This is a genomic window from Pseudomonas sp. FSL R10-2189, assembly GCF_009600325.1.
GTDB lineage: Bacteria > Pseudomonadota > Gammaproteobacteria > Pseudomonadales > Pseudomonadaceae > Aquipseudomonas > Aquipseudomonas helleri.
In genome coordinates, this window is record NZ_WIVZ01000054.1 from 1 (window position 1) to 25,226 (window position 25,226).

Annotated in this window: 20 protein-coding genes, 3 tRNA genes and 1 riboswitch; of the genes, 21 read left to right on the forward strand and 2 right to left on the reverse strand. The window is 57.4% G+C overall.

The features are described 5' to 3' along the window. A partial coding sequence (locus tag GHO32_RS26540; RefSeq protein WP_178113940.1) for a dermonecrotic toxin domain-containing protein occupies window positions 1-2,307 on the forward strand: 2,307 nt, incomplete at its 5' end. 85 nt (window positions 2,308-2,392) lie between these two features. Here GHO32_RS26540 and GHO32_RS24360 read toward each other — a convergent pair. Then, window positions 2,393-2,656, reverse strand: coding sequence for a DUF2790 domain-containing protein (locus GHO32_RS24360; protein ID WP_048367889.1), 264 nt, complete (start codon window positions 2,654-2,656; stop codon window positions 2,393-2,395). 417 nt (window positions 2,657-3,073) lie between these two features. Between GHO32_RS24360 and acs the strand changes: the two genes are divergently transcribed. From acs to astE, 13 genes are all read left to right on the forward strand, one after another. Next, window positions 3,074-5,029: an acetate--CoA ligase gene (acs, locus tag GHO32_RS24365; protein WP_048367888.1), complete on the forward strand. Its 1,956-nt coding sequence runs from the start codon at window positions 3,074-3,076 to the stop codon at window positions 5,027-5,029. Window positions 5,030-5,769: 740 nt separating this feature from the next. Continuing rightward, window positions 5,770-6,555: an ABC transporter substrate-binding protein gene (locus tag GHO32_RS24370; RefSeq protein ID WP_153336367.1), complete on the forward strand. Its 786-nt coding sequence runs from the start codon at window positions 5,770-5,772 to the stop codon at window positions 6,553-6,555. 103 nt (window positions 6,556-6,658) lie between these two features. Continuing rightward, entirely contained in the window at window positions 6,659-7,348 is a 690-nt protein-coding gene (locus GHO32_RS24375) for an ABC transporter permease (protein ID WP_048367884.1), read from the forward strand. Further along, window positions 7,345-8,043: an ABC transporter permease gene (locus GHO32_RS24380; RefSeq protein WP_048367882.1), complete on the forward strand. Its 699-nt coding sequence runs from the start codon at window positions 7,345-7,347 to the stop codon at window positions 8,041-8,043. Before GHO32_RS24375 ends, GHO32_RS24380 begins: the two co-directional genes overlap by 4 nt. Window positions 8,044-8,095: 52 nt before the next feature. Further along, complete coding sequence (locus GHO32_RS24385) at window positions 8,096-8,860, forward strand: ABC transporter ATP-binding protein (RefSeq protein WP_048367881.1); 765 nt, start codon at window positions 8,096-8,098, stop codon at window positions 8,858-8,860. A gap of 127 nt (window positions 8,861-8,987) precedes the next feature. Continuing rightward, window positions 8,988-9,977, forward strand: a complete 990-nt coding sequence (gene argR / locus GHO32_RS24390; RefSeq protein ID WP_153336366.1) for a transcriptional regulator ArgR — start codon at window positions 8,988-8,990, stop codon at window positions 9,975-9,977. A 314-nt stretch (window positions 9,978-10,291) separates the two neighbouring features. After that, a complete protein-coding gene (locus GHO32_RS24395; RefSeq protein ID WP_153336365.1) occupies window positions 10,292-11,509 on the forward strand; it encodes an aspartate aminotransferase family protein in 1,218 nt (405 codons plus the stop codon). Window positions 11,510-11,621: 112 nt separating this feature from the next. Then, complete coding sequence (gene aruF, locus GHO32_RS24400) at window positions 11,622-12,641, forward strand: arginine/ornithine succinyltransferase subunit alpha (RefSeq protein ID WP_153336364.1); 1,020 nt, start codon at window positions 11,622-11,624, stop codon at window positions 12,639-12,641. Window positions 12,642-12,696: 55 nt separating this feature from the next. Further along, on the forward strand, window positions 12,697-13,734 hold the full coding sequence (gene astA, locus GHO32_RS24405) for an arginine N-succinyltransferase (protein WP_153336363.1): 1,038 nt from the start codon (window positions 12,697-12,699) through the stop codon (window positions 13,732-13,734). Continuing rightward, the gene (gene astD / locus GHO32_RS24410) at window positions 13,731-15,200 is read left to right on the forward strand and encodes a succinylglutamate-semialdehyde dehydrogenase (RefSeq protein WP_368668511.1); all 1,470 of its coding nucleotides are present in this window, start codon (window positions 13,731-13,733) and stop codon (window positions 15,198-15,200) included. The genes astA and astD overlap by 4 nt, the downstream gene beginning before the upstream one ends. 153 nt (window positions 15,201-15,353) lie before the next feature. Further along, window positions 15,354-16,700 carry an N-succinylarginine dihydrolase gene (gene astB, locus GHO32_RS24415; protein ID WP_153336361.1) on the forward strand — a complete coding sequence of 449 codons (1,347 nt, stop codon included), beginning with the start codon at window positions 15,354-15,356 and terminating at the stop codon, window positions 16,698-16,700. Window positions 16,701-16,759: 59 nt separating this feature from the next. Then, complete coding sequence (locus tag GHO32_RS24420) at window positions 16,760-17,053, forward strand: hypothetical protein (RefSeq protein ID WP_048367870.1); 294 nt, start codon at window positions 16,760-16,762, stop codon at window positions 17,051-17,053. Window positions 17,054-17,066: 13 nt separating this feature from the next. Further along, window positions 17,067-18,077: a succinylglutamate desuccinylase gene (astE, locus tag GHO32_RS24425; protein ID WP_153336360.1), complete on the forward strand. Its 1,011-nt coding sequence runs from the start codon at window positions 17,067-17,069 to the stop codon at window positions 18,075-18,077. Between the two features lie 99 nt (window positions 18,078-18,176). Here the strand turns inward: astE and GHO32_RS24430 are convergent, their stop codons facing one another. After that, entirely contained in the window at window positions 18,177-18,671 is a 495-nt protein-coding gene (locus GHO32_RS24430) for a 6,7-dimethyl-8-ribityllumazine synthase (RefSeq protein ID WP_123749800.1), read from the reverse strand. 106 nt (window positions 18,672-18,777) lie between these two features. Then, window positions 18,778-18,950: riboswitch (FMN riboswitch) on the reverse strand. A gap of 158 nt (window positions 18,951-19,108) precedes the next feature. Between GHO32_RS24430 and ltaE the strand changes: the two genes are divergently transcribed. The 7 genes from ltaE (at window position 19,109) to GHO32_RS24465 (ending at window position 25,120) form a co-directional block, all read left to right on the forward strand. Further along, entirely contained in the window at window positions 19,109-20,113 is a 1,005-nt protein-coding gene (ltaE, locus tag GHO32_RS24435) for a low-specificity L-threonine aldolase (RefSeq protein ID WP_153336359.1), read from the forward strand. A 213-nt stretch (window positions 20,114-20,326) separates the two neighbouring features. Next, on the forward strand, window positions 20,327-22,945 hold the full coding sequence (gene alaS / locus GHO32_RS24440; RefSeq protein WP_153336358.1) for an alanine--tRNA ligase: 2,619 nt from the start codon (window positions 20,327-20,329) through the stop codon (window positions 22,943-22,945). An 83-nt stretch (window positions 22,946-23,028) separates the two neighbouring features. Then, complete coding sequence (locus tag GHO32_RS24445) at window positions 23,029-24,264, forward strand: aspartate kinase (RefSeq protein ID WP_048367860.1); 1,236 nt, start codon at window positions 23,029-23,031, stop codon at window positions 24,262-24,264. Between the two features lie 184 nt (window positions 24,265-24,448). After that, complete coding sequence (gene csrA / locus GHO32_RS24450) at window positions 24,449-24,637, forward strand: carbon storage regulator CsrA (protein WP_003175645.1); 189 nt, start codon at window positions 24,449-24,451, stop codon at window positions 24,635-24,637. 61 nt (window positions 24,638-24,698) lie between these two features. Continuing rightward, window positions 24,699-24,789 (forward strand) — tRNA-Ser (locus GHO32_RS24455). Between the two features lie 107 nt (window positions 24,790-24,896). Beyond that, a tRNA-Arg gene (locus GHO32_RS24460) sits at window positions 24,897-24,973 on the forward strand. 70 nt (window positions 24,974-25,043) lie between these two features. Further along, a tRNA-Arg gene (locus GHO32_RS24465) sits at window positions 25,044-25,120 on the forward strand. The last annotated feature ends 106 nt before the right edge of the window (window positions 25,121-25,226 follow it).

Sequence of the window (25,226 nt, forward strand, 5' to 3'; positions counted from 1 at the left end):
AGCTTACATTTTCTAAGATCCTCGACTCCTTTTCCAGCCGGTCAGATTTTTTCTACACCCTTAAATGCGAAGAGCCGTTTTAATGAGCACTATGTAAAAGCGTTAGTCAGACAAATAAACGTCGGTGAAAATTATCGCACCTTGCTTGAAAATAAATTGGTAGTGGATGCGGGGGAGTCCAGTGAGCGCTTAAAGTTGTTTTGTGCTCAGTTGCCACCACAGATTCTTGAAATGGCATTTCGGGATAAATTGAAAGGTGCGCTCAGTGAAAAGGCTTACTGTTACCTGGAACATGTGCTCAATAGTCCTGATGCAATGGCGCGGGAATTGTTTGAAGGTCATCGTATCGTTATGCGCCCACTTGCTCTGCGGTCTAGCCCCGATGCAGTGCCTGATGAGGTCACTGGGATATACCTGGTTGGGCCTGATGCCAAGGCAGTTGGCCCACTAGTTGTGGTCGTCATGTACAGTCGTGACTATTCAATCAAAGAGTACCCTGATGAGGCGAGTTTTGTAGCGGATATCATCAGTCGGGAAGTTCTGCAAACTCAACTATTGGATCGTCTGAAGCCGTGGCAACGTAAAATATACGCGAACGGTGGATTTAAAGAGCCACATATTAATTATATTGGCCAGGATTTTTTCAGTATTGATTTGTTCGAAACGCCGGCGCCCATAACGATTTCGCAGGATGAGTACGCGGGGAATTTACTCTCGAAAATGTATAAGGATAATTGCCAACAGTTGCTGTACATGGCGAAATCTCAATCGGTTACCACGGCTGAGGCAGATTGGGCTTCTTTCAAAGAGCTGCTGTCATTGGTCATGGCGACTGCGATTCAGTTTGTGCCAGCACGGTTGGCTATCCCTTTGACAATATGGGAAACCCGAGACACCTTGAGAGCTGTTGCCAGTGCTGCGTCTCAGGCTCACTGGGGGGAGGCAGTATCCGAGTTTGTGACCAGCCTGTCGATGCTCCTGACCTTGAGACAGCCCAGAGCATCAGAGCGCAATACGGGCACTGCTAAAGTCACGTCCCTGGAACAGGCTTATGAGTTACATCCGGTATCCAATGGTGCGAGTGGGCAATCACGTTTGACGACGAAATATGAATCAGCGCTTGAGCCCTATGTAGAGCATGGGGTTTCCTTGTCAGAGTTAAAACATGACCCGCTAACCGATATCTACCAGCATGTAACGACTGAAAAATTTTACGCGGTCGTGCTCGGCAGGGTATTTCAAATACAGCTTTTGGAAAGACGCTGGCGTATCTATATCGGTGCTGATCAGGACGGCCCGGCCCTGCGTCGCGACACTACGTCTAAACGGTGGGAAGTTGATATCAGAGAGCCGCTGGCCGGTGGCGGGCCGATATTCAGCAGGCATGAAGTCGCGCATGGTACGCAGGGCTTTATCAAAGAAGCCATCGGCATGGCGCAGATTCGGGCGCTCTATCCAGACAAGGCAACGGCCCTCCAGGAGGCCCATCAACGCGCGGTCAGTTTTTTGAATGAGGGGCGCGAGGTTCTCAAACATATCGAAGACAGTGATGCAGTTTCCCAGGAGCATGCTGCGTGGTTGATAAATTTTCTGGGTGTTTCTCGCTTGACCGCGGTTCAGATCCAAAGAATAGATTCAGTGATCGAGCATGTTTTAAGCCGTTTGATCAAGCCCTCCATGAACCCGATGAGTTCTAAACGGTATGTAGTAGGTCGTTGCAGTGTTTACGACCCGAGTCCAGTTGCTTTTGTGACTCAACTGGATAAACGCAAATATATCTATTTTTTTGAGAACTTTTTTAATACCCAATTAGACAGTCGTCAAACCGGTATGATGGACGAGCTTAGAGTGACTATGCCGCCCTTTGATTTCAATACGCATTTCAGAGCGACCACGCTAATTCATGAACTCTGTCATCAGGTCGCGGGCGCAGAAGATATTGCTTACATGAACGCAAGTCTCCCGTTTGTTGAGTTGCTGACGGATGCTGTGCCACTGACAGCCCATTCGGGAACTCCTAACAGAGTCTTGCAGGCTCAGGCCCTGTCTGCACTGACTCCCCGTCATGAGTTATTCAAGATACAAGGTTCAAAGCTCACACCCAAGCCGGATGTCGGCTTGCGAGTGTCTGAACATATTATGAAATTATCGGGCGCACTGACGCTGGATCAGGCACGGGATATATTTATCAATGATGAGTTAAAGCGCGCAGAAATCATTCTTTCGAATGCCGACTCGTTGGCACTTATCATCAGTCGATTGGGTGGGGGGCGGGAAAACTATAGCGTGATCAGGCTTGGACCTTAGCCTCTCTCGCTGAGCGAAAAGCCGCGGCGGGCTGCACTGTAATTAATGTGCGCCCTGCCGCATATCGCTGGGGGATAGTGTGTTCTTAACCGTTGGAGCAACCGTTACCCATGACACGGTATTCGAGAGTGTGCTTGATGCCTTGCGAGTCTTCGTAAACCATGCGGGCCGGTACTACTTCGCAAACATTAGGGATTTCGCTCATGGAAATCACTTTGGCAATATCAAGTTCGGAAGAGTAGGAATAGTGTTCTACAACCGGTTGCTGGTGCGAGACCTGAGTACTTGCTTCATCAGCAAACGCGCTAACACACACACTGCTGAGGGCCAGAACTAACAACGCTTTCATTTCGTATTTACCTGTCTAGGGTCGAGTAGGGGCACGCGGCCCTTGTGAGGCTGCGTGTGAAACTTGGTTTAAGTAAGAGCGATTAAACATGCCTTCGTGGGGGCTGTAACTTGCGTTAATCGCGGTGCCTTGGTTGGCGAGGTGAATTTTAGGCCGCTGCCGGGCGGGCATATAGAGGGGCTTTTGATAAAGACTGTTGACAGATTCTGCAACAATCGTCGAAAACAGGCTGTGTTTACAGGTATTTCAAATCCGTCGGCGCGGGGTAAAGCGCTGTAAGTATCGGTCTTGAGCCTTGCGCGGAAAAACCATGGTTTTTCTGGGTGTTTCTTACTACCAACGTCGAATGGATCTCACGCCAAGGCCCGGCTAAAACAGGGTCATAAAACAACAACTACAAATATAGAGGTATGAAACATGAGTGCCGCTTCCCTGTATCCCGTACGCCCTGAAGTTGCAGCCAATACGCTGACTGACGAGGCGACCTACAAGGCGATGTACCAGCAATCGGTCATCAACCCGGATGGCTTCTGGCGTGATCAGGCCAAGCGTCTGGACTGGATCAAGCCGTTCACCACCGTGAAGCAAACCTCGTTCGACGATCACCATGTCGATATCAAATGGTTTGCCGACGGCACTCTCAACGTTTCCTACAACTGCCTGGACCGCCACCTCGCCGAGCGCGGTGATCAGGTCGCGATTATCTGGGAAGGCGACGATCCTTCCGAACAGCGCAACATTACCTACCGTGAACTGCACGAAGAAGTGTGCAAGCTGGCCAACGCCTTGCGCGGCCAGGACGTTCACCGTGGCGACGTCGTAACTATCTATATGCCAATGGTGCCCGAGGCGGTTGTCGCCATGCTGGCCTGTACCCGCATTGGCGCGATTCACTCGGTGGTGTTCGGCGGCTTCTCGCCCGAAGCGCTGGCCGGGCGGATCATCGACTGCAAATCGAAAGTGGTGATCACCGCTGACGAAGGTGTGCGTGGCGGCAAGCGCACGGCGTTGAAAGCCAACGTCGACGTGGCGTTGACCAACCCTGACACCTCCAGCGTGCAGAAAATCATCGTGTTCAAACGTACCGGCGGCGACATCGCCTGGTACAAGCACCGCGATATCTGGTACCACGATTTGATGGCCGTGGCTTCGACCCACTGCGCGCCCAAAGAAATGGGCGCCGAAGAAGCCCTGTTCATCCTTTATACCTCGGGCTCCACGGGCAAGCCGAAGGGCGTGCAGCACACCACCGGTGGCTACCTGCTGTATGCCGCGCTGACCCACGAGCGCGTGTTCGATTACCGTCCGGGCGAAGTCTACTGGTGCACGGCGGACGTGGGCTGGGTCACCGGCCATACCTACATCGTCTACGGCCCGCTGGCCAACGGCGCGACCACCGTGTTGTTTGAAGGGGTGCCGAACTACCCGGACATCACCCGCGTGTCGAAAATCGTCGACAAGCACAAGGTCAATATCCTCTACACCGCGCCCACCGCCATTCGCGCCATGATGGCCGAAGGGCAGGCGGCGGTTAAAGATGCAGACGGCTCAAGCTTGCGCTTGCTGGGTTCGGTGGGTGAGCCGATCAACCCTGAGGCCTGGAACTGGTACTACACCACGGTCGGCAAAGAACGCTGCCCGATTGTGGATACCTGGTGGCAGACCGAAACCGGCGCGTGCATGATGAGCCCGCTGCCGGGCGCCCATGCGCTCAAGCCGGGTTCAGCTGCGCGTCCATTCTTTGGTGTGGTGCCGGGGCTGGTGGACAACCTGGGCAACCTGATCGAAGGCGCGGCCGAAGGCAATCTGGTGATTCTGGATTCGTGGCCGGGCCAGGCACGTACCCTGTACGGCGATCATGATCGCTTTGTCGACACCTACTTCAAGACCTTCCGCGGCATGTACTTCACCGGCGACGGTGCGCGCCGCGATGAAGACGGCTACTACTGGATCACCGGTCGTGTGGACGACGTGCTCAACGTGTCTGGCCACCGTATGGGCACAGCAGAAATCGAGAGCGCGATGGTTGCCCACTCCAAAGTGGCTGAGGCAGCTGTTGTCGGCGTGCCTCATGACATTAAAGGGCAGGGCATCTATGTCTACGTCACCCTTAATGGCGGCGAAGAGCCTAGCGAGGCGCTGCGTCAGGAGCTGAAAAACTGGGTGCGTAAGGAGATCGGTCCGATTGCCTCGCCAGATGTCATCCAGTGGGCGCCAGGCTTGCCAAAGACCCGCTCGGGCAAAATCATGCGTCGTATCCTGCGCAAGATTGCCACGGGCGAATATGACGGCCTGGGCGATATCTCGACCCTGGCGGATCCGGGCGTGGTGCAACACCTGATCGACACCCACAAGAGCATGAAGGTCGCCTAACGCCTCCTTTGTTGTAAGAAAGCCTCGCCTGGCGTTGTCAGACGGGGCTTTTTATTAGGCCGATCAAATCCCCGCCCAACCTTCGGCGGCTCTTATCAAACATAAAATAAGTGATTGATTCTAAAGGCCCTGTAGGAGCGAGCTTGCTCGCGATCTTTTGATCTTTATCTAAGAGCAACCCTCACCCTAGCCCTCTCCCGTAGGAGAGGGAACCGATTGGGGGATGCTGAAGATATTCGGCGGCCTGTTTGCTGCGCGACAGCGCGGCGTCGAAGACGGGGCGGCCACTCCTGCGGGCTCCGGGGTTTATTAAGGTGTTACCCCATGTGTAACCGTGCGCCCAAAAACGGGGCTATGTGACACCAAAGGCACCGTTTTAGAGCGCTCGGACGACCCTTAAAAAATTAGATTAAAGGCTACACTTGCCGGAATAGAAGGGTTTGCGAATAATAGGCCCGCTATTTGCAACTCATATAGGTTCTATATCTTTTGCTCTTGCACGAATTTGAAGAGCTGTCAATGCCTGTAGCCGCCTTTCTCGGTGCATTTGTAATATGTTGTCGCATTGAAGAAATAACGGCTTGAAGCCTGTCGTTAGAATGCCGATCACTCGCTCGTTGTCGTGGTGCTGAACTCGTTTCAACACCAACAGGACGTGGCGCCGCATTCCCGGTTTAACCTCCGCATATTGGGCTCAGGCTCACTCTGCATTTATTGCCCTTTACCGATGGAGTCCTAAGATGAAGAAACTCGTGCTTCTTGGCGCCCTGGCACTGTCCGTGCTGTCCTTGCAGGCGTTTGCTGATGCAAAGCCGCTGAAAATTGGCATTGAAGCCGCTTACCCCCCGTTTGCCTCCAAGGCACCGGACGGCAGCATTGTGGGATTTGACTATGACATCGGTAACGCTCTGTGTGAGCAGATGCAGGTCAAATGTGTGTGGGTCGAGCAAGAGTTCGACGGTCTGATCCCGGCACTTAAAGTGCGCAAGATCGACGCCATCCTGTCCTCGATGTCGATCACCGACGATCGCAAGAAGTCGGTGGACTTCACCAACCGTTACTACCTGACCCCGGCTCGCCTGGTGCTGAAGGACGGCACAACCGTTTCTGATTCGCTGGAAGAGCTCAAAGGCAAGAAGATCGGCGTGCAGCGCGGTTCGATTCACGACCGTTTCGCCAAGGAAGTCTTTGCACCTAAAGGCGCCACTGTTGTGCCTTACAGCTCGCAGAATGAAATCTACCTGGACATCGAAGCCGGTCGTCTGGACGGTACCGTGGCTGACGCCACCCTGTTGCAGGAAGGTTTCCTCGATACCCCGGCTGGCAAAGGCTACGCGTTCGTAGGTCCTTCGTTCACTGACGCCAAGTACTTCGGTGACGGCATCGGTATCGCCGTGCGTAAAGGCGACAAAGAGCTGAAAGACAAAATCGACGGTGCAATCACCGCTATCCGTGCAAACGGCAAGTACGACGAAATCCAGAAAAAATACTTCAACTTCGATATTTACGGCCCAGAAGCCAAGTAAATCATCGCGGCTGTAAGTCTGAAATGGCGCAAGCGACAGAGTCCCTGAAGTTTGCGCCATTTTTTCATCCTAATTTTCACGCTTTTTTTCGAGGGCCTGAATCATGTTGAAAGGCTACGGGGCTGTCATCCTCGATGGCGCTTGGCTGACGCTACAGCTCGCCTTGTCGTCCATGGCCCTGGCCATTGTTCTAGGTCTGATTGGTGTTTCTATGCGCCTGTCGCCAGTGCGCTGGCTGGCTTGGCTGGGCGATCTGTACTCTACGGTCATTCGTGGGATTCCCGATCTGGTGCTGATCCTGCTGATTTTCTACGGCGGTCAGAACCTGCTGAACAACGTCGCCCCGCTGGTGGGCTACGACGACTACATCGACCTCAACCCCTTCTCGGCTGGCGTGTTCACCTTGGGCTTTATCTTTGGTGCGTACCTGTCCGAAACCTTTCGCGGTGCCTTTATGGCGATCCCCAAAGGTCAGGCGGAAGCGGGTGTGGCCTACGGCATGAGCCGTTTCCAGGTGTTTTTCCGGGTGTTGGTGCCGCAGATGATCCGTCTGGCGATTCCGGGCTTTACCAACAACTGGCTGGTGTTGACCAAAGCCACGGCCCTGATTTCGGTGGTCGGCTTGCAAGACATGATGTTCAAGGCCAAGCAGGCGGCAGATGCCACCCGCGAGCCTTTTACGTTCTTCCTCGCGGTGGCCGCGCTGTACCTGGTAATGACCAGTGTGTCGCTGCTGGCGTTGCGACAACTTGAAAAGCGCTACTCGGTCGGCGTAAAGGTGGCTGAGCTATGATCTTCGACTACAACGTCATTTGGGACAGCATGCCGCTGTACCTCAGCGGCATGGTTGAAACCCTCAAGCTGCTGGGCATTTCACTGTTCTTTGGTTTGCTGGTGGCGCTGCCGCTGGGCCTGATGCGGGTGTCCAAGCGCCCGTGGGTCAACTTCCCGGCGTGGCTCTACACCTACGTGATTCGCGGCACGCCGATGCTGGTGCAGCTGTTTTTGATCTACTACGGCCTGGCCCAGTTTGAAGTCGTGCGCGAAAGCTTTATGTGGCCTTTGCTGTCCAGTGCAACCTTTTGTGCGTGCCTGGCGTTTGCGATCAACACCAGCGCTTACACCGCCGAAATCATTGCGGGCAGCCTCAAGGCCACGCCCCATGGCGAGATCGAAGCCGCCAAGGCGATGGGCATGTCCCCGAGCAAAATGTATCGCCGTATTTTGCTGCCGTCGGCCATGCGCCGGGCGCTGCCGCAGTACAGCAACGAAGTGATCATGATGCTGCAGACCACCAGTCTGGCGTCCATCGTGACCCTGATCGACATCACCGGCGCTGCGCGTACCGTTAACGCGCAGTATTACTTGCCGTTTGAAGCCTACATCACCGCAGGTGCGTTCTACCTGTGCCTGACCTTCATTCTGGTACGCCTGTTCAAATTGGCAGAACGCCGCTGGCTGGGCTACATGGCCCCGCGCAAGGCCTGAGTGTTGAGCCGCGCTCAACGTCTGACCCACTGTTTTTGTGAGAACCGACAGCATGTACAAACTTGAAGTCCAAGACCTGCATAAGCGCTACGGCAGTCACGAGGTGCTGAAAGGCGTATCTCTGGCTGCAAAGGCAGGTGATGTAATCAGCATCATCGGTTCCAGCGGTTCAGGCAAAAGTACCTTTTTGCGCTGCATCAACCTGCTTGAGCAGCCGCATGCGGGCAAGATTTTGCTCAACAATGAAGAGCTCAAACTGGTCGCGAAAAAAGACGGCGCTCTGGTAGCGGCAGACCCTAAACAGTTGCAGCGCATGCGTTCGCGCCTGTCGATGGTGTTCCAGCATTTCAACCTGTGGTCGCACATGACCGCGCTGGAAAACATCATGGAAGCGCCCGTGCACGTACTGGGCATGTCCAAGGTCGAAGCGCGGGAAAAAGCCGAGCACTACCTCAACCAGGTCGGCGTGTCCCATCGTAAAGACGCCTACCCAGGGCATATGTCCGGGGGTGAGCAGCAGCGTGTGGCGATTGCCCGTGCGTTGGCGGTGGAGCCAGAGGTCATGCTGTTTGACGAGCCGACCTCGGCGCTGGACCCGGAGCTGGTCGGCGATGTATTGAAGGTCATGCAGGACCTCGCCCTGGAAGGTCGGACCATGGTGGTGGTGACTCACGAAATGGGCTTTGCCCGCGAAGTGTCCAACCAGTTGGTGTTCCTGCACAAAGGCGTGGTTGAAGAAAGCGGTAACCCGCGCGAAGTGCTGGTGAACCCGCAGTGCGAGCGTCTGCAGCAGTTCTTGTCGGGCAGCCTCAAGTAATTAAATGGGTTGTGAGACTGCTTTTTGCACCAACTTAGTGCATGCTTCCCGGAATAAACGGTGGCGGATCTAGCTTGGTTGTTGCCACCTTCGGCATTAACACTGTTTTCGTTTCGGATTGCATGCCATGACTGCCCATCGAATAGGTTTCCTGATTTGGCCCAGCACCAAAGCATTGACGCTGGCGCTGGCCGAGGAGGCCTTGCGGGTCGCCCAACGGGTGCACCCCGAAGTGGCTTACGAGCTGGTGTTTCTGCAGGCGGAAGCACCGACTGACGTCGTGGCAGGGGGCTGGCAATTACCCGGTGAGTCGTGGGCCGGGAAGCTTGAGGGGTGCCAGAAGTTGTTTTTGGTGGCCGATGAGCCACCCGCCGCCATTGCTCCTGCACTCAGCAGTGCGCTCAAGCAGTTGGTGCGTGCGGGGTGCGTGATTGGCGGGTTGTCGGCCGGGGTGTATCCGCTGGCACAACTGGGTTTGCTCGATGGCTACCGCGCAGCCGTGCACTGGCGCTGGCAGGATGACTTCGCTGAGCGCTTCCCCAAGGTGATTGCCACCAGCCACTTGTTTGACTGGGACCGTGATCGCTTGAGCGCTTGTGGTGGCATGTCGGTACTGGACCTGTTGCTCGCCTTGCTGGCCCGCGACCACGGTGCCGAACTGGCGGGCGCGGTGTCTGAAGAGCTGGTGGTTGAGCGAATCCGAGAAGGCGGTGAGCGTCAGCGCATCCCCTTGCAAAACCGACTGGGTTCCAGCCACCCGAAACTGACCCAAGCCGTTTTGCTGATGGAAGCCAACATTGAAGAGCCGCTGACCACGGATGAAATCGCCCAGCATGTGTGCGTCTCCCGTCGTCAGCTGGAGCGCATCTTCAAGCAGTACCTCAATCGCGTCCCTAGCCAGTACTACCTGGAGCTGCGCTTGAACAAGGCGCGTCAGATGTTGATGCAAACCAGCAAATCGATCATCCAGATCGGCTTGTCGTGCGGGTTCTCCTCGGGGCCGCATTTCTCCAGTGCCTACCGCAACTTCTTCGGTGCCACGCCCCGCGAAGACCGCAACCAGCGCCGCAGTAGCAGCCCGTTCGAGTTGTCGTCGGTGCCATCCGAACGCGGTTAACCCGCCGTCCACCGCCTGCGTAGGAGCGAGCTTGCCTCGCGATCTTTTGACCGTTAAAAGATCGCGAGCAAGCTCGCTCCTACCGTTCACGGGTGGCTGGTGTTTTTTCTCGTTACAAAAGGCTTTTCTCGACGCGCCCAGCGTTTAAACTGCGTCTTTGCGACGCAATATGTCGCATTGCTATAAACCCGGTTAAGCCGGGGTTTGGCGCTATAAGAAGTTGTCGCTTGGCGGCAAGGCCGCATCACCATCTGTCCTTACAATCCCCCCATCGCTCGCCATTTTAGGCAGGCGTTTCTCATCAGGAGACTCCGATGTCCGTTGAGCAAGCCCCGGTGCAACGCGCCGATTTCGATCAGGTCATGGTTCCGAACTACGCACCTGCTGCTTTCATTCCTGTGCGTGGCGCCGGTTCCCGAGTCTGGGATCAGTCGGGGCGCGAACTCATCGACTTCGCAGGCGGCATCGCGGTTAACGTGTTGGGCCACGCCCACCCGGCGCTCGTAGGCGCACTGACCGAGCAGGCCAACAACCTGTGGCACGTGTCCAATGTGTTCACCAACGAGCCTGCGCTGCGCCTGGCTAAAAAGCTGGTAGACGCCACCTTCGCTGAGCGCGTGTTCTTCTGTAACTCCGGCGCCGAAGCCAACGAGGCCGCCTTCAAGCTGGCCCGTCGCGTGGCGTTTGACCGTTTCGGTGAAGAGAAATACGAAATCATCGCGGCCCTCAACAGCTTCCACGGCCGCACGCTGTTCACCGTCAACGTAGGCGGGCAGTCGAAGTACTCGGACGGTTTCGGTCCAAAAATCACCGGCATCACGCACATCCCGTTCAACGACCTCGACGCGCTTAAAGCGGCGATCTCGGACAAAACCTGTGCCGTGGTACTGGAGCCCATCCAGGGCGAAGGCGGCGTATTGCCTGCCGAGAAAGCTTACCTGCAAGGCGCGCGCGAACTGTGCGACCAGCACAATGCCTTGCTGGTGTTTGACGAAGTGCAAACCGGCATGGGCCGTACCGGCCACCTGTTTGCTTACCAGTACTACGGCGTGATCCCGGACATCCTCACCAGCGCCAAAAGCCTGGGCGGCGGTTTCCCGATCGCGGCCATGTTGACCACCGAAGACCTGGCCAAACACCTGGTCGTCGGCACTCACGGCACCACTTACGGCGGCAACCCGCTGGCGTGCGCGGTGGGCAATGCCGTGTTCGACGTGATCAACACCCCGGACGTGTTGCAGGGCGTTGAAGCCAAGCATCAACTGTTCAAAACCCGCCTCGAAAAAATCGGCCAGCAGTACGGCGTATTCACTCAAGTGCGTGGTTTGGGCCTGTTGCTGGGCTGTGTCTTGAGCGATGCCTGGAAAGGCCGCGCCAAAGACATCTTCAACGCGGCTGAAAAAGAAAACCTGATGATCCTGCAAGCCGGCCCGGACGTGGTGCGTTTCGCCCCAAGTCTGGTGGTTGAAGAAGCAGACATCACCGAAGGCCTGGATCGTTTTGAGCGTGCCATCAAACACCTGACCGCCTGATCCACGCCATAACCCTGTAGGAGCGAGCTCGCCTCGCGATCTTTTAAAAGATCACGAGGTGAGTGGCTCCACAGGGTCCCATTTTTTATTTTCTGGATTAAGGAGTGACACCATGCTGGTGATGCGCCCCGCGCAAATGGCTGACCTGAGCGAGGTACAGCGTCTGGCTGCGGACAGCCCGATTGGTGTCACTTCATTGCCGGACGACCTCGACCGTCTGCGCGACAAGATCGCCGCCTCCGAAGCCTCGTTTGCCGCTGAAGTCAGCTTCAATGGCGAAGAAAGTTACTTCTTCGTCCTTGAAGACACCGCCGCTGGCAAGCTGGTGGGCTGTTCGGCCATCGTCGCGTCGGCCGGGTACTCCGAGCCTTTTTACAGTTTTCGTAACGAGACCTTCGTTCACGCCTCACGCGAACTGAAGATCCACAACAAGATCCACGTGCTGTCGCAGTGTCACGACCTGACCGGCAACAGCCTGCTGACCAGCTTCTATGTGGTCCCGGATCTGGTGGGTACGGCCTGGTCCGAACTCAACTCCCGAGGTCGCCTGCTGTTTGTGGCCAACCACCCGGAGCGCTTTGCCGATTCGGTGGTCACCGAGATCGTCGGTTACAGCGATGAAAACGGCGACTCGCCGTTTTGGGATGCCATCGGCCGCAACTTCTTCGACCTGAACTACGCCGCCGCCGAGCGCCTGTGCGGGCTGAAAAGCCGCACCTTCCTCGCCGAGCTGATGCCGCATTACCCGATTTACGTGCCGCTGTTGCCCGACACAGCCCAGGAAGCCATGGGCCAGGTGCACCCGCGTGCGCAAATCACCTTCGACATTTTGATGCGTGAAGGTTTTGAAACCGATCATTACATCGACATTTTCGACGGCGGCCCGACCCTGCATGCGCGGGTCTCGGGCATCCGCTCGATCGCTCAAAGCCGCGTAGTGCCGGTCAAGATCGGTGAGCCGATTCGCGGGGGCGGTCGCCCGTACCTGGTGGCCAATGCCCAGTTGCAGGACTACCGCGCCGTCTTGCTGGAGCTCGACTGGGCGCCGGGCAAGCCGGTCACGCTGGATCTGGAAGCGGCCGAAGCGCTCGGCGTTGGCGAAGGCGTCAGCGTGCGAGTGGTTGCGGTTTAACGCGTTTGAGCGAGTGTCACGGGGTTCGCCCGCGAGCCCTGTTTAAGGAGATAGCATGATCGTTCGTCCTGTACGCAGTAGTGATTTATCGGCCCTGATTGAACTGGCCCGCAGCACGGGCACCGGCCTGACCACCTTGCCGGCCAATGAACAGCGCCTGTTGCACCGTGTCAGCTGGGCAGAAAAAACCTTTCGTGGCGAAGCTGAACGCGCCGATGCTGACTACCTGTTCGTGCTCGAAAACGACGACGGCAAAGTGGTAGGTATTTCGGCCATCGCTGGCGCCGTCGGCCTGCGTGAGCCTTGGTACAACTTCCGGGTCGGCCTGACCGTCAGCGCCTCCCAGGAGCTGAACATTTATCGCGAAATCCCGACTCTGTTCCTGGCCAACGACCTGACGGGCAACTCTGAGCTGTGCTCGTTGTTCCTCAGTGCCGATCACCGCAATGGCCTTAACGGCCGCATGCTGGCCAAGGCTCGGATGCTGTTTATCGCTGAGTTCCCCGAGCTGTTCGGCAACAAGATCATTGCCGAAATGCGCGGCATGTCAGATGAAAACGGCCGCTCGCCTTTCTGGGAAAGCCTGGGTCGGCACTTTTTCAAAATGGAATTCAGCCAGGCCGATTACCTGACCGGTGTGGGCAACAAAGCCTTTATCGCCGAGCTGATGCCCAAGTTTCCGGTGTACACCTGCTTCTTGTCCGAAAGCGCCCGCGCCGTGATCGGCAAGGTGCATACCGACACCGAGCCTGCGCTGAACATGCTCAAAAGCGAAGGGTTCAGTTACCAGGGTTACGTCGATATTTTCGACGCGGGCCCGGCGGTGGAATGCGAAACCACCAAGATTCGCGCGGTGCGTGACAGTGAAGCGCTGGTGCTGGCCATCGGCACGCCGGGCGATGACGCCCCGGCTTACCTGATTCATAACCGCAAACGTGAAGAGTGCCGCATCACCGCCGCCCCGGCACGTTTGGCGGCGGGCACGTTGGTGGTCGACAAACTGACGGCCAAGCGTCTGCAACTGAGTGCAGGCGATCAAGTGCGCGCCGTCCCGTTATCTGCCCAGCCAGCCGCGTCGCGGGAGTCCAAATAATGAGCACGTTGTATATCGCAGGCGCCTGGCAGAACGGTCAGGGCGAAATCATCGAGTCGCTGAACCCGGTCACCCAGCAGGTGCTGTGGACGGGCCACGCGGCCAATGCCGAGCAGGTGAGCGAAGCAGTCAAAGCTGCCCGTCAGGCGTTTCCGGCCTGGGCCAAGCGGTCTTTCGAAGAACGCCTGAGCGTGCTCGAAGCCTTCGCCGCGAGCCTGAAAACCCACGCTGATGAACTGGCCCGCTGCATCGGTGAAGAAACCGGCAAGCCGCTGTGGGAGTCGGCCACCGAAGTCACCAGCATGATCAACAAGGTGGCGATCTCGGTACAAAGCTACCGCGAGCGCACCGGTGAAAAAAGCGGCCCGCTGGGCGATGCCACGGCAGTGCTGCGCCACAAGCCTCACGGCGTGATTGCGGTGTTCGGCCCGTACAATTTCCCTGGCCACTTGCCTAACGGGCATATCGTCCCGGCGTTGCTGGCGGGTAACAGCGTGGTGTTCAAGCCGAGCGAGCTGACCCCTAAAGTCGCTGAGCTGACGGTCAAATGCTGGATCGAAGCCGGTTTGCCGGCGGGCGTCCTGAACCTGCTGCAAGGTGCGCGCAAGACCGGTGTTGCGTTGGCCGCTCATGCGGGCATCGACGGGTTGTTCTTCACCGGCTCCAGCCGTACCGGTAACAGCCTGCATCAACAGTTCGCCGGGCGCCCGGACAAAATCCTGGCCCTGGAAATGGGCGGCAATAACCCGCTGGTGGTCGATCAGGTGGCAGACCTGGACGCCGCGGTGTACACGATTATTCAGTCGGCCTTTATCTCGGCTGGCCAACGTTGCACTTGTGCGCGGCGTTTGCTGGTGCCGCAAGGCGCGTGGGGCGACCGCCTGCTTGAGCGTCTGGTCGAGGTCAGCAAAGACATTGAAGTGGGCGCGTTTGATCAGCAACCGGCACCGTTCATGGGCTCGGTGATTTCGCTGTCAGCGGCGCGTGACCTGCTGGCCGCGCAGACACTGTTGATCGACAGCGGGGCGCAGGTTTTGCTGCGCATGACCCAGCCAAACACCACGGCGGCGTTGCTCACCCCGGGCATTATTGATGTGACGGACGTGAGCGAGCGCTCGGACGAAGAGCTGTTCGGGCCGTTGCTGCAGGTGTTTCGTTACAGCGATTTTGACGCCGCGATTGCCGAGGCCAACAACACCGCGTTCGGTTTGGCTGCGGGCTTGCTCTCGGACTCCGAAGCGCGCTACCAGCAGTTCTGGCTTGAAAGCCGGGCCGGGATTGTGAACTGGAACAAGCAACTCACGGGCGCCGCCAGCAGCGCACCGTTTGGCGGTGTCGGCGCGTCCGGCAACCACCGTGCCAGTGCGTATTACGCCGCTGATTATTGCGCTTACCCGGTCGCGTCGCTGGAAACCCCGACCCTGGCGCTGCCCGCCGCCCTGACCCCGGGCGTGCGATTGTCTTAAGGCCTCATGTCGTCACTGTGGGAGCGGGCTTGCTCGCGATGCAGGCTGCGCGGTTTTACGGTTAAGCCGCGTTGATGCCATCGCGAGCAAGCCCGCTCCCACAGGTCAAGTGCTCTACCTTGCCTATTACCACCGTTTGCCGGAGCCTCACCGATGAAATCCTTTGAAGTCAATTTTGACGGTCTAGTGGGGCCGACCCATAACTACGGCGGTTTGTCGTTTGGCAATGTCGCGTCCCAGAGCAACAGCCAGCAGGCGTCCAACCCCAAGGAAGCCGCGCTGCAAGGCCTGGAAAAAATGAAAGCGCTGATGGACATTGGGTTTGTCCAGGGCGTGCTGGCCCCGCAAGAGCGCCCGGATGTTGCCGCCTTGCGCAGCTTGGGCTTTAGCGGCACTGACGCACAAGTGATTGAGCGCGCCGCCAAAGACGCCATGCCGTTGCTGGTTGCCAGTTGCTCGGCTTCCAGCATGTGGGTGGCCAACGCCGCCACGGTCAGCCCAAGCGCAGACACCGCCGATGGCCGCGTGCATTTCACCGCGGCCAACCTCAATTGCAAGTTCCACCGCAGCATCGAGCATCCGACTACCAGCCGCGTGCTGGGCGCGATGTTTGCCGATCAGCAGCATTTTGCGCACCACGCGGCGTTGCCGGCAGTGGCGCAGTTTGGTGATGAAGGCGCCGCCAACCACACACGCTTTTGCCGTGACTACGGTGAGGCCGGGGTCGAGTTTTTTGTCTACGGGCGCAGTGCGTTCGACAGCCGTTACCCTGCGCCGCAAAAGTACCCGGCACGCCAAACCCTCGAAGCTTCACAAGCTGTGGCCCGTCTGCACGGCTTGAGCGAGGAGGGCGTGGTGTTTGCCCAGCAAAACCCGTCGGTGATCGACCAGGGCGTGTTCCATAACGACGTGATCGCGGTGGGCAATGGCGAGCTGCTGTTCCATCACCAGGATGCCTTCCTCAATACCGAATCGATGCTCGATGAGCTGCGTCGCAAGCTGGCCGCGCGCGGGGCAAAGTTTGAGTCCATCAGCGTGCCGCGCGACCAAGTGACCGTCGATGACGCAGTGCGCTCTTACCTGTTCAACAGCCAACTGCTCAGCCGTGCCGACGGCTCGATGCTGCTGATCGTGCCCGAAGAGTGCCGCGCCAACCCGCGTGTCTGGAGCTACCTGCAAGGGCTGACCAGCGCTGGCGGGCCGATCCGCGAAGTGAAGGTGTTTGATCTCAAGCAGAGCATGCAGAACGGCGGCGGCCCGGCGTGCCTGCGCTTGCGTGTGGCGCTTAACGAAACAGAGCTGGCGGCGGTCAACCCTGGGGTTATCATGTCGGCCCCGCTGTACGACACGCTGACCGGCTGGGTGAACAAGCACTACCGCGATGCCTTGCGCGAAAGCGACCTGGCAGACCCGCAATTGCTGCTTGAATGCCGGACGGCACTGGATGAACTGACGCAAATCCTTAAACTGGGCTCGGTTTATCCGTTTCAGATCAATTGACCCCGCGCGTGTTTGCCTGTTGCGCACGCGCCACCTGATTTTCCAATGAGAGCGAAATTATGAGCGATTCCCTGCAGCTGATCCTTGAAGACACCGACGGCACGCAACTGCAAACCTCCTGCACCCGCGTCGCGGTCCTGTGGCAGGGTAAAGAGCTGTGGATCCAGCAAGACGGCCGTGGCCAATTGCTGATTGGTGTAGACGTAGAAGAAGGCGATGCTGAATACGCCAACCTGTTGCTGCGCCCATTGGCCACTAACCTTGTTAGTCTGCAACTGGAAATGGAACCGGCTGACATGAGTGACGAAGATGGCGAAGACGGTCACGTGCACGGCCCGGACTGCAATCACTGATTAAGGATGCTCTATGCTCGCTCTCGGCAAACTGCTTGAACTGACCTTGACCGGACGTGAACCGGCCCAGAAAACTCAACTGACTGTCGATGGCGTGCGTTTGCGCTGGCTGGCCGAGGGCGCGCTAGAGGTGCGCCCCACTGAGGCGCGCGACAACGGCATGGACGTGCTGTTGTCGGCTGGCATTCACGGCAATGAAACAGCTCCGATCGAATTGCTCGATCGCCTGATCCATGCCATTGCTCGCGGTGAGATCAAGCCGCGAGCACGCATTCTGTTTTTGTTCGGCAACCCTGGCGCCATGCGCACGGGCGCACGGTTTGTCGAAGAAGACCTCAATCGTCTGTTTAATGGCCGCCATGAAAGCAGCAGCGGGCCAGAAGCCCTGCGTGCCTGCGAGCTTGAGCACCTGGCTGAGACGTTTTTCAATGCCCCTGAGCGCACCCGTTTGCACTTCGACCTGCACACGGCCATTCGCGGTTCCAAGATTGAGCAGTTCGCCTTGTACCCCTATAAAGAGGGGCGCAAACATTCCCGCGATCAACTGGCACGCCTGCGGGCTGCCGGCATGCAAGCGGTGCTGTTGCAGAACAAGCCTTCCATCGTGTTCAGCGCTTACACCTACGATCAACTGGGCGCCGAGGCCTTTACCCTGGAGCTGGGCAAGGCCCGGCCGTTTGGGCATAACGAAGGCGTTAACGTCGAGCGTCTGGAATTGCGCTTGCAGCAGATTATCGAAGGCACTGAGCCGTCGCTGGAAGGCGCGTCACTGGACGGCTTGCAGTTGTTCAGCGTGGCGCGGGAAGTGATCAAACAGACAGACTTGTTTCTGATGCACTTGCCGGCGGATATCGAGAATTTTTCTGAGTTGCCCAAAGGTTATTTGCTGGCGCAAGACACGCCAAAAACCCGCTGGGTCATCGAGGAAGAGGGCGCCCGGATCATCTTTCCTAATCCCAAGGTCAAGAACGGCCTGCGGGCGGGGATCATCATCAAGCCGGTGAAAGCAACAGCGTTCGCTTAAATATCGGCGGCCTCTGTAGGAGCGAGCTTGCTCGCGATCTTTTGATCTTTAAAAGCTAAAGATCGCGAGCAAGCTCGCTCCTACAGGAGGTTTCAGCGCTTAAACCGCGCGCTTTTGCTGGTTATCCAGACGCTTGATAGCGCGGATTTTCTGCAGGGTGTCTACGCAGGTTTTCGCCGCTTCTTGACCTTTGTGCACGAAGTGGTCGAAGAAAAACTTCTGGTGCTCTTCGCCCGCGTGGAAGTGGTGCGGGGTCAGGCTGACCGAGAACACCGGCACTTCAGTTTCCAGCTGCACTTGCATCAGGCCGCTGACCACCGACTGTGCCACGAAATCGTGACGATAAATGCCGCCGTCGACCACCAGTGCGGCACCGACGATACCGGCGTAGCGGCCAGTCTTGGCCAGCAGTTTGGCGTGCAACGGGATTTCGAACGCACCGCCGACTTCAAAGAAGTCGATGTCACTTTCCTGATAGCCCTGTTCAAGCATCTCGGCCAGGAAACCTTTACGGCTCTGATCGACGATCTCTTTGTGCCAGCTGGCCTGGATGAAAGCGACGCGTTCGTTGTGGTGAATAGCGGTAGGTTGCATGTTCTGACTCCTGTTTGTGTGAAAAACAGGGCATATGAATCGAATGGGATTTAAGGGTACGTGCAGACGGGGAGTCCCCCTCTGGTTAACGGCCCTTTGGCGCCAATCCCGTTCTCTCTTCATCCGGACTATGACCGTCGGCCCCGGGATCACACCGGGTCTGCTGACCTTGCCCCATCATCAGCCTACAAGCTGTCTGATGCGCCAAGCGCTCGCGGGCTATACGCATTGCGCGTAATTACCGCCGGTGGGGAGTTACACCCCGCCCTGAGAACGTTGCCGCCCGTGTTTCAGGGCAGCGGGCATTTTGTATCACAAATGTTTCAAAGATGCATCGCTGCTTTTTGCTAATAGCCATCGTATTTTCTGATGCCTGTATAAGGCTATTCTTGCGCCACAAGGATTTCTTTGATGAGCCGACGGCCGAGGACTTTTGCATGAGTGTTATCGATCTGCGCAGCGACACCGTGACCCAACCCAGCACTGGCATGCGTGACGCCATGGCCAGCGCGCCATTGGGCGACGATGTATACGGTGAAGACCCGACGGTAAACAAGCTGGAGTCTGAGCTGGCCTCGCGCCTGGGGTTTGCACAAGCACTGTTTGTGCCCACCGGTACCATGAGCAACTTGCTGGCGCTGATGGCGCATTGCGGGCGTGGTGACGAATACATCGTGGGGCAGCAGGCGCACACCTATAAATATGAAGGCGGCGGTGCGGCCGTATTGGGCTCTATTCAGCCCCAGCCGCTGGAGGTGCAGGCCGACGGCTCGCTGGATTTGCAGCAGGTGGTTGCAGCGATCAAACCTGACGACTTTCACTTTGCCCGCACGCGCTTGCTGGCCCTGGAAAACACCATGCAGGGCAAGGTGCTGCCGGTCGAGTATCTGGGGCAGGCCAGCCGCTTGACCCGCGAACATGGCCTGGCGCTGCACCTGGACGGCGCGCGGCTGTACAACGCGGCGGTGAAGCTGGGGGTGGACGCGAGTGAAATTGCCCGGCATTTCGATTCGGTTTCGGTGTGCTTGTCCAAGGGCTTGGGCGCGCCGGTGGGCTCTGTGTTGTGCGGCACCGTTGAATTGATCGGCAAGGCCCGGCGCCTGCGCAAAATGGTCGGCGGCGGCATGCGCCAGGCCGGGCAGTTGGCCGCGGCGGGCTTATATGCGCTGGACCATCAAGTGGCGCGTCTGGCCGATGACCATGCCAATGCGCAACGGCTGGCCGATGGCCTGCGTGAGGCCGGTTATCGCGTTGAGCCGGTACAGACCAACATGGTTTACGTGCAAGTTGATGGGCAGGCGGCAGCACTTAAAGCCTTTGCGGGGGAGCGGGGCATCAAGCTCAGTGCTGCGCCGCGCTTGCGCATGGTGACCCACATGGACGTCAGCCGTAGCCAAATCGAGCAAACCATCGAGGTTTTCCGCGACTTTATCCGTCAATAAGCTTGCAATCTGTCCAATTGCTTGCAGCTATCGTATAAACACACTGTACCCAAGGCGAAGGGCCGATATAATGCGGCCCTTTGCGAGTCATTTGTCAATTGATGAGAATTGTTTGCCTGGGCAGGAAGGGTTCCGATCCGTCCCGCTTCTGAGCAATAGCCATCAATTGACAGCAATGATTTGCCTCTGGCCGCAGCCTCCGTGGAAGAACCTATGAAAAGCGCAGAAATCCGTGAAGCCTTCCTTCGCTTCTTCGAGGAGCAAGGTCACACCCGTGTCCCTTCGAGCTCCTTGGTCCCGAATAACGACCCAACCCTGCTGTTCACTAACGCGGGGATGAACCAGTTCAAGGACTGCTTCCTGGGTCAAGAAAAACGTGCTTACACCCGTGCAACCAGCAGCCAGAAGTGCGTGCGTGCCGGTGGTAAGAACAGCGACCTGGAAAACGTCGGTTACACCGCACGTCACCACACCTTCTTTGAAATGCTCGGCAATTTCAGCTTTGGCGATTATTTCAAGAAAGACGCGATCAACTTCGCCTGGACCTTTTTGACCGGCGTATTGAAGCTGCCTAAAGAAAAGCTCTGGGTCACGGTGTACGCCAGCGATGACGAAGCCTATGACATCTGGACCCAAGACGTGGGCGTGCCTGCCGAGCGCATGATCCGCATTGGCGACAACAAAGGCGCGCCGTACGCGTCCGACAACTTCTGGACCATGGGCGATACTGGCCCGTGCGGCCCCTGCACCGAGATTTTCTACGATCACGGCCCTGAGATCTGGGGTGGCCCACCGGGCTCGCCAGAGGAAGACGGCGACCGTTACATCGAGATATGGAACAACGTTTTCATGCAGTTCAACCGCACCGCCGACGGCGTGTTGCATCCATTGCCAGCGCCGTCGGTAGACACCGGCATGGGCCTGGAGCGGATCAGCGCGGTGATGCAGCACGTGAACTCCAACTACGACATCGACCTGTTCCAGAGCCTGTTGAAAGCCGCCGCCCAAGCGATCGGCTGCGCCAACGAAGGCCAGGCGTCGCTCAAAGTCGTGGCTGACCACATCCGTTCGTGCAGCTTCCTGATTGCGGATGGCGTGCTGCCTTCCAATGAAGGCCGTGGCTACGTGCTGCGTCGCATCATTCGTCGCGCTTGCCGTCACGGCAACAAGCTGGGCGCAACCGGTAACTTCTTCTACAAGATCGTCGCGGCCCTGGTGGCCGAGATGGGCGAGAGCTTCCCGGAGCTGGTGCGCGAGCAGGCCAACATCGAGCGCGTACTTAAAGCCGAAGAAGAGCAATTCTCCAAGACCCTGGAGCAAGGCCTGAAAATCCTTGAGCAGGATCTGGCTGAGCTTAAAGGCACCGTGGTGCCGGGCGACGTGGTGTTCAAGCTGTATGACACCTACGGCTTCCCGATGGATCTGACCGCCGACATCGCCCGCGAGCGCAACCTGACCGTGGACGAAGAAGGCTTCGAACGCGAAATGGAAGCCCAGCGTGTGCGTGCGCGTTCGGCCAGCTCGTTCGGTCTGGACTACAACACCCTGGTTAAAGTTGACGTGCCTACCGAGTTTATCGGCTACGGCGCGACCCACAGCTCGGCCAAAGTGATTGCCCTCTATAAAGAAGGCCAGTCGGTTACCAGCCTGAATGAAGGCGACGAGGGCGTGGTCGTACTCGACCGCACGCCTTTCTACGCTGAATCCGGTGGCCAGGTTGGCGATTGCGGTTACCTGCAAGCCGGTGCTGCGCGTTTTGACGTGCGTGATACCACCAAAACCGGCGGCGCGTTCCTGCACCACGGCGTTGTGGCTGCCGGTGGCCTGAAGGTCGGTGAAACCGTTGAAGCGCAAGTCGATGCCGACGTGCGTCACGCCACGTCGCTGAACCACTCGGCCACGCACTTGCTGCACGCCGCCTTGCGCCAGGTGCTGGGCGAGCACGTTCAGCAGAAGGGCTCGCTGGTCGACAGTCAGCGCATGCGTTTTGACTTCAGCCACTTTGAAGCCATCAAGCCTGAGCAGATCAAGGCGCTGGAAGATATCGTCAACGCCGAGATTCGCAAGAACACCCCGGTTGAGACAGAAGAAACCGATATCGAAACCGCCAAGCAAAAAGGCGCCATGGCGTTGTTTGGCGAGAAATACGGCGACAACGTGCGCGTGCTGAGCATGGGCGGCGATTTCTCGGTAGAGCTGTGCGGTGGTATCCACGCTCAGCGCACCGGCGACATCGGCCTGATGAAAATCACCAGCGAAGGCGGTGTGGCCTCGGGCGTTCGTCGTATTGAAGCGGTCACCGGCGCTGCGGCGCTGGCTTACTTGAACGCCGCCGAAGAGCAGCTCAAAGAAGCCGCAAGCCTGGTTAAAGGCTCGCGTGACAACCTAGTCGACAAACTGTCGGCCGTGCTGGAGCGTAACCGCCAGCTGGAAAAACAACTGGAACAATTGCAGGCCAAGGCCGCAAGCGCTGCGGGCGATGATCTGTCATCCTCGGCAGTCGATGTAAAAGGCGTGAACGTGTTGGCCGCCCGCCTGGACGGTCAAGATGGCAAGGCGCTGTTGGCGCTGGTAGATCAGCTGAAGAACAAGCTCGGCCGCGCAGTGATCCTGCTCGGCAGTGTTCATGAAGATAAGGTCGTACTGGTTGCAGGCGTGACCAAAGACCTGACTGGCCAACTCAAAGCCGGTGATTTGATGAAGCAGGCCGCTGCAGCAGTGGGCGGGAAGGGCGGTGGTCGTCCGGACATGGCGCAAGGCGGCGGTGTTGATGCCGCAGCCCTGGACGCCGCGCTGGCCCTGACTGTGCCATTTGTCGAGCAGGGTATCTGAGGTCCAGTACGCGCCGTCGTCTAGTGGCGGCGCGTCGTTTGAATGATAAATGGGCGCCCTTTATGGGCTGAGGCTGCTTTGAAATGGCTTTGATCGTACAAAAATTTGGAGGCACCTCGGTCGGCACTGTCGAGAGAATCGAGCAGGTCGCCGATAAAGTTAAGAAGTTTCGCGAAGCCGGCAACGACCTGGTTATTGTGCTGTCTGCGATGAGCGGCGAGACCAACCGTTTGATTGATCTGGCCAAACAGATCAGCGATCAGCCGTTGCCTCGTGAGCTGGACGTGATTGTCTCCACCGGCGAGCAAGTCACCATTGGCTTGCTGGCCATGGCGCTGAACAAGCGCGGCGTTCCAGCGGTGTCCTACACCGGTAGCCAGGTGCGCATCCTGACCGACAGTTCGCACACCAAAGCCCGCATTCTGAAAATTGACGACCAGAAAATTCGCGCCGACCTGAAGGAAGGGCGCGTAGTGGTGGTTGCTGGTTTCCAGGGCGTGGATGAAAACGGCAACATTACCACCTTGGGCCGTGGTGGCTCGGACACGACCGGCGTGGCGCTGGCGGCAGCCCTGAAGGCTGACGAATGCCAGATCTACACCGATGTTGACGGCGTCTACACCACCGACCCACGGGTTGTGGCCAAGGCTCAGCGCCTGGAAAAGATCACCTTCGAAGAAATGCTGGAAATGGCCAGCTTGGGCTCCAAGGTGTTGCAGATCCGTGCCGTTGAGTTCGCCGGCAAGTACAACGTTCCGCTGCGCGTATTGCACAGCTTTAAAGAGGGTCCGGGCACCCTCATTACTATCGATGAAGAGGAATCCATGGAACAGCCGATCATTTCTGGCATCGCTTTCAACCGCGACGAAGCCAAGCTGACCATCCGTGGCGTGCCAGATACCCCGGGTGTTGCATTCAAAATCCTCGGCCCGATCAGCGCGGCCAACATTGAAGTCGACATGATCGTGCAGAACGTTGCGCACGATAACACCACCGACTTCACCTTTACGGTGCACCGCAACGACTACCAGGCCGCCTTTGAGGTCCTGGAAAACACCTCCCGCGAGATCGGTGCCCGTGAAGTGGTCGGCGATACCAACATTGCCAAGGTGTCGATTGTCGGTGTGGGCATGCGCTCGCACGCAGGCGTTGCCAGCCGCATGTTTGAATCGCTGGCCAAAGAGAACATCAACATCCTGATGATCTCGACCTCCGAGATCAAAGTGTCGGTGGTGATCGAAGAGAAGTACCTGGAGCTCGCGGTGCGTTCCCTGCACACGGCTTTTGATTTGGACGCACCTGCCCGGCAGGGCGAGTAAGCGTTGCCCAGAGGGCGCGGTAAACCCGCGCCCTTTGTTTTTTTGATGGATGTGGCACAGGGCTTTATCTTTTGCCATGTTGGTCAATACTAAGGGCGCAGGGTTTTGTCGCTATATAGCTGCAAGCCCAAGCCCTTTTTTTTTGCAGACTGTTGTCCCTGAATGTAAGTGTGAGGAGAAACGTATGCTGATTCTGACTCGCCGGTGCGCAGAAAGCCTGATCATAGGCGATGGTGAAATTACTGTGACCGTGCTCGGCGTCAAAGGAAACCAAGTGCGAATTGGTGTGAATGCGCCCAAGGAAGTGGCCGTGCACCGCGAGGAAATCTACCTGCGGATCAAGAAAGAAAAGGACGAAGAACCAAGTCTTTAATTTTATTTAAGTTTTTAGTTGCATACGGGGAAAAGGCTGGTTATTATACGCCCCGTGTTGCGGAGAGGTGGCCGAGTGGCCGAAGGCGCTCCCCTGCTAAGGGAGTACACCTCAAAAGGGTGTCGGGGGTTCGAATCCCCCCTTCTCCGCCATTATTCATGTAGCACGTTAGAATCTAGCCACTTCAGTAAGTTGTTGAATTTATTGAAAAAAACACTTGGCAGAGAGATTCAACGGTCTATAATACGCAGCTTCAAATGCACTCGTAGCTCAGCTGGATAGAGTACTCGGCTACGAACCGAGCGGTCACAGGTTCGAATCCTGTCGAGTGCACCATTTAAGAGTTAGTTGCTTCGGTAGTTAACTTTGCTTCAACCAGGGTGGTCTGGTTTAACAAACACAACTTGCACTCGTAGCTCAGCTGGATAGAGTACTCGGCTACGAACCGAGCGGTCACAGGTTCGAATCCTGTCGAGTGCACCATTTATAAGTTAGTTGCTCCGGTAGTTAATTTTGCTTCAACCAGGGTGGTCTGGTTTAACAAACACAACTTGCACTCGTAGCTCAGCTGGATAGAGTACTCGGCTAC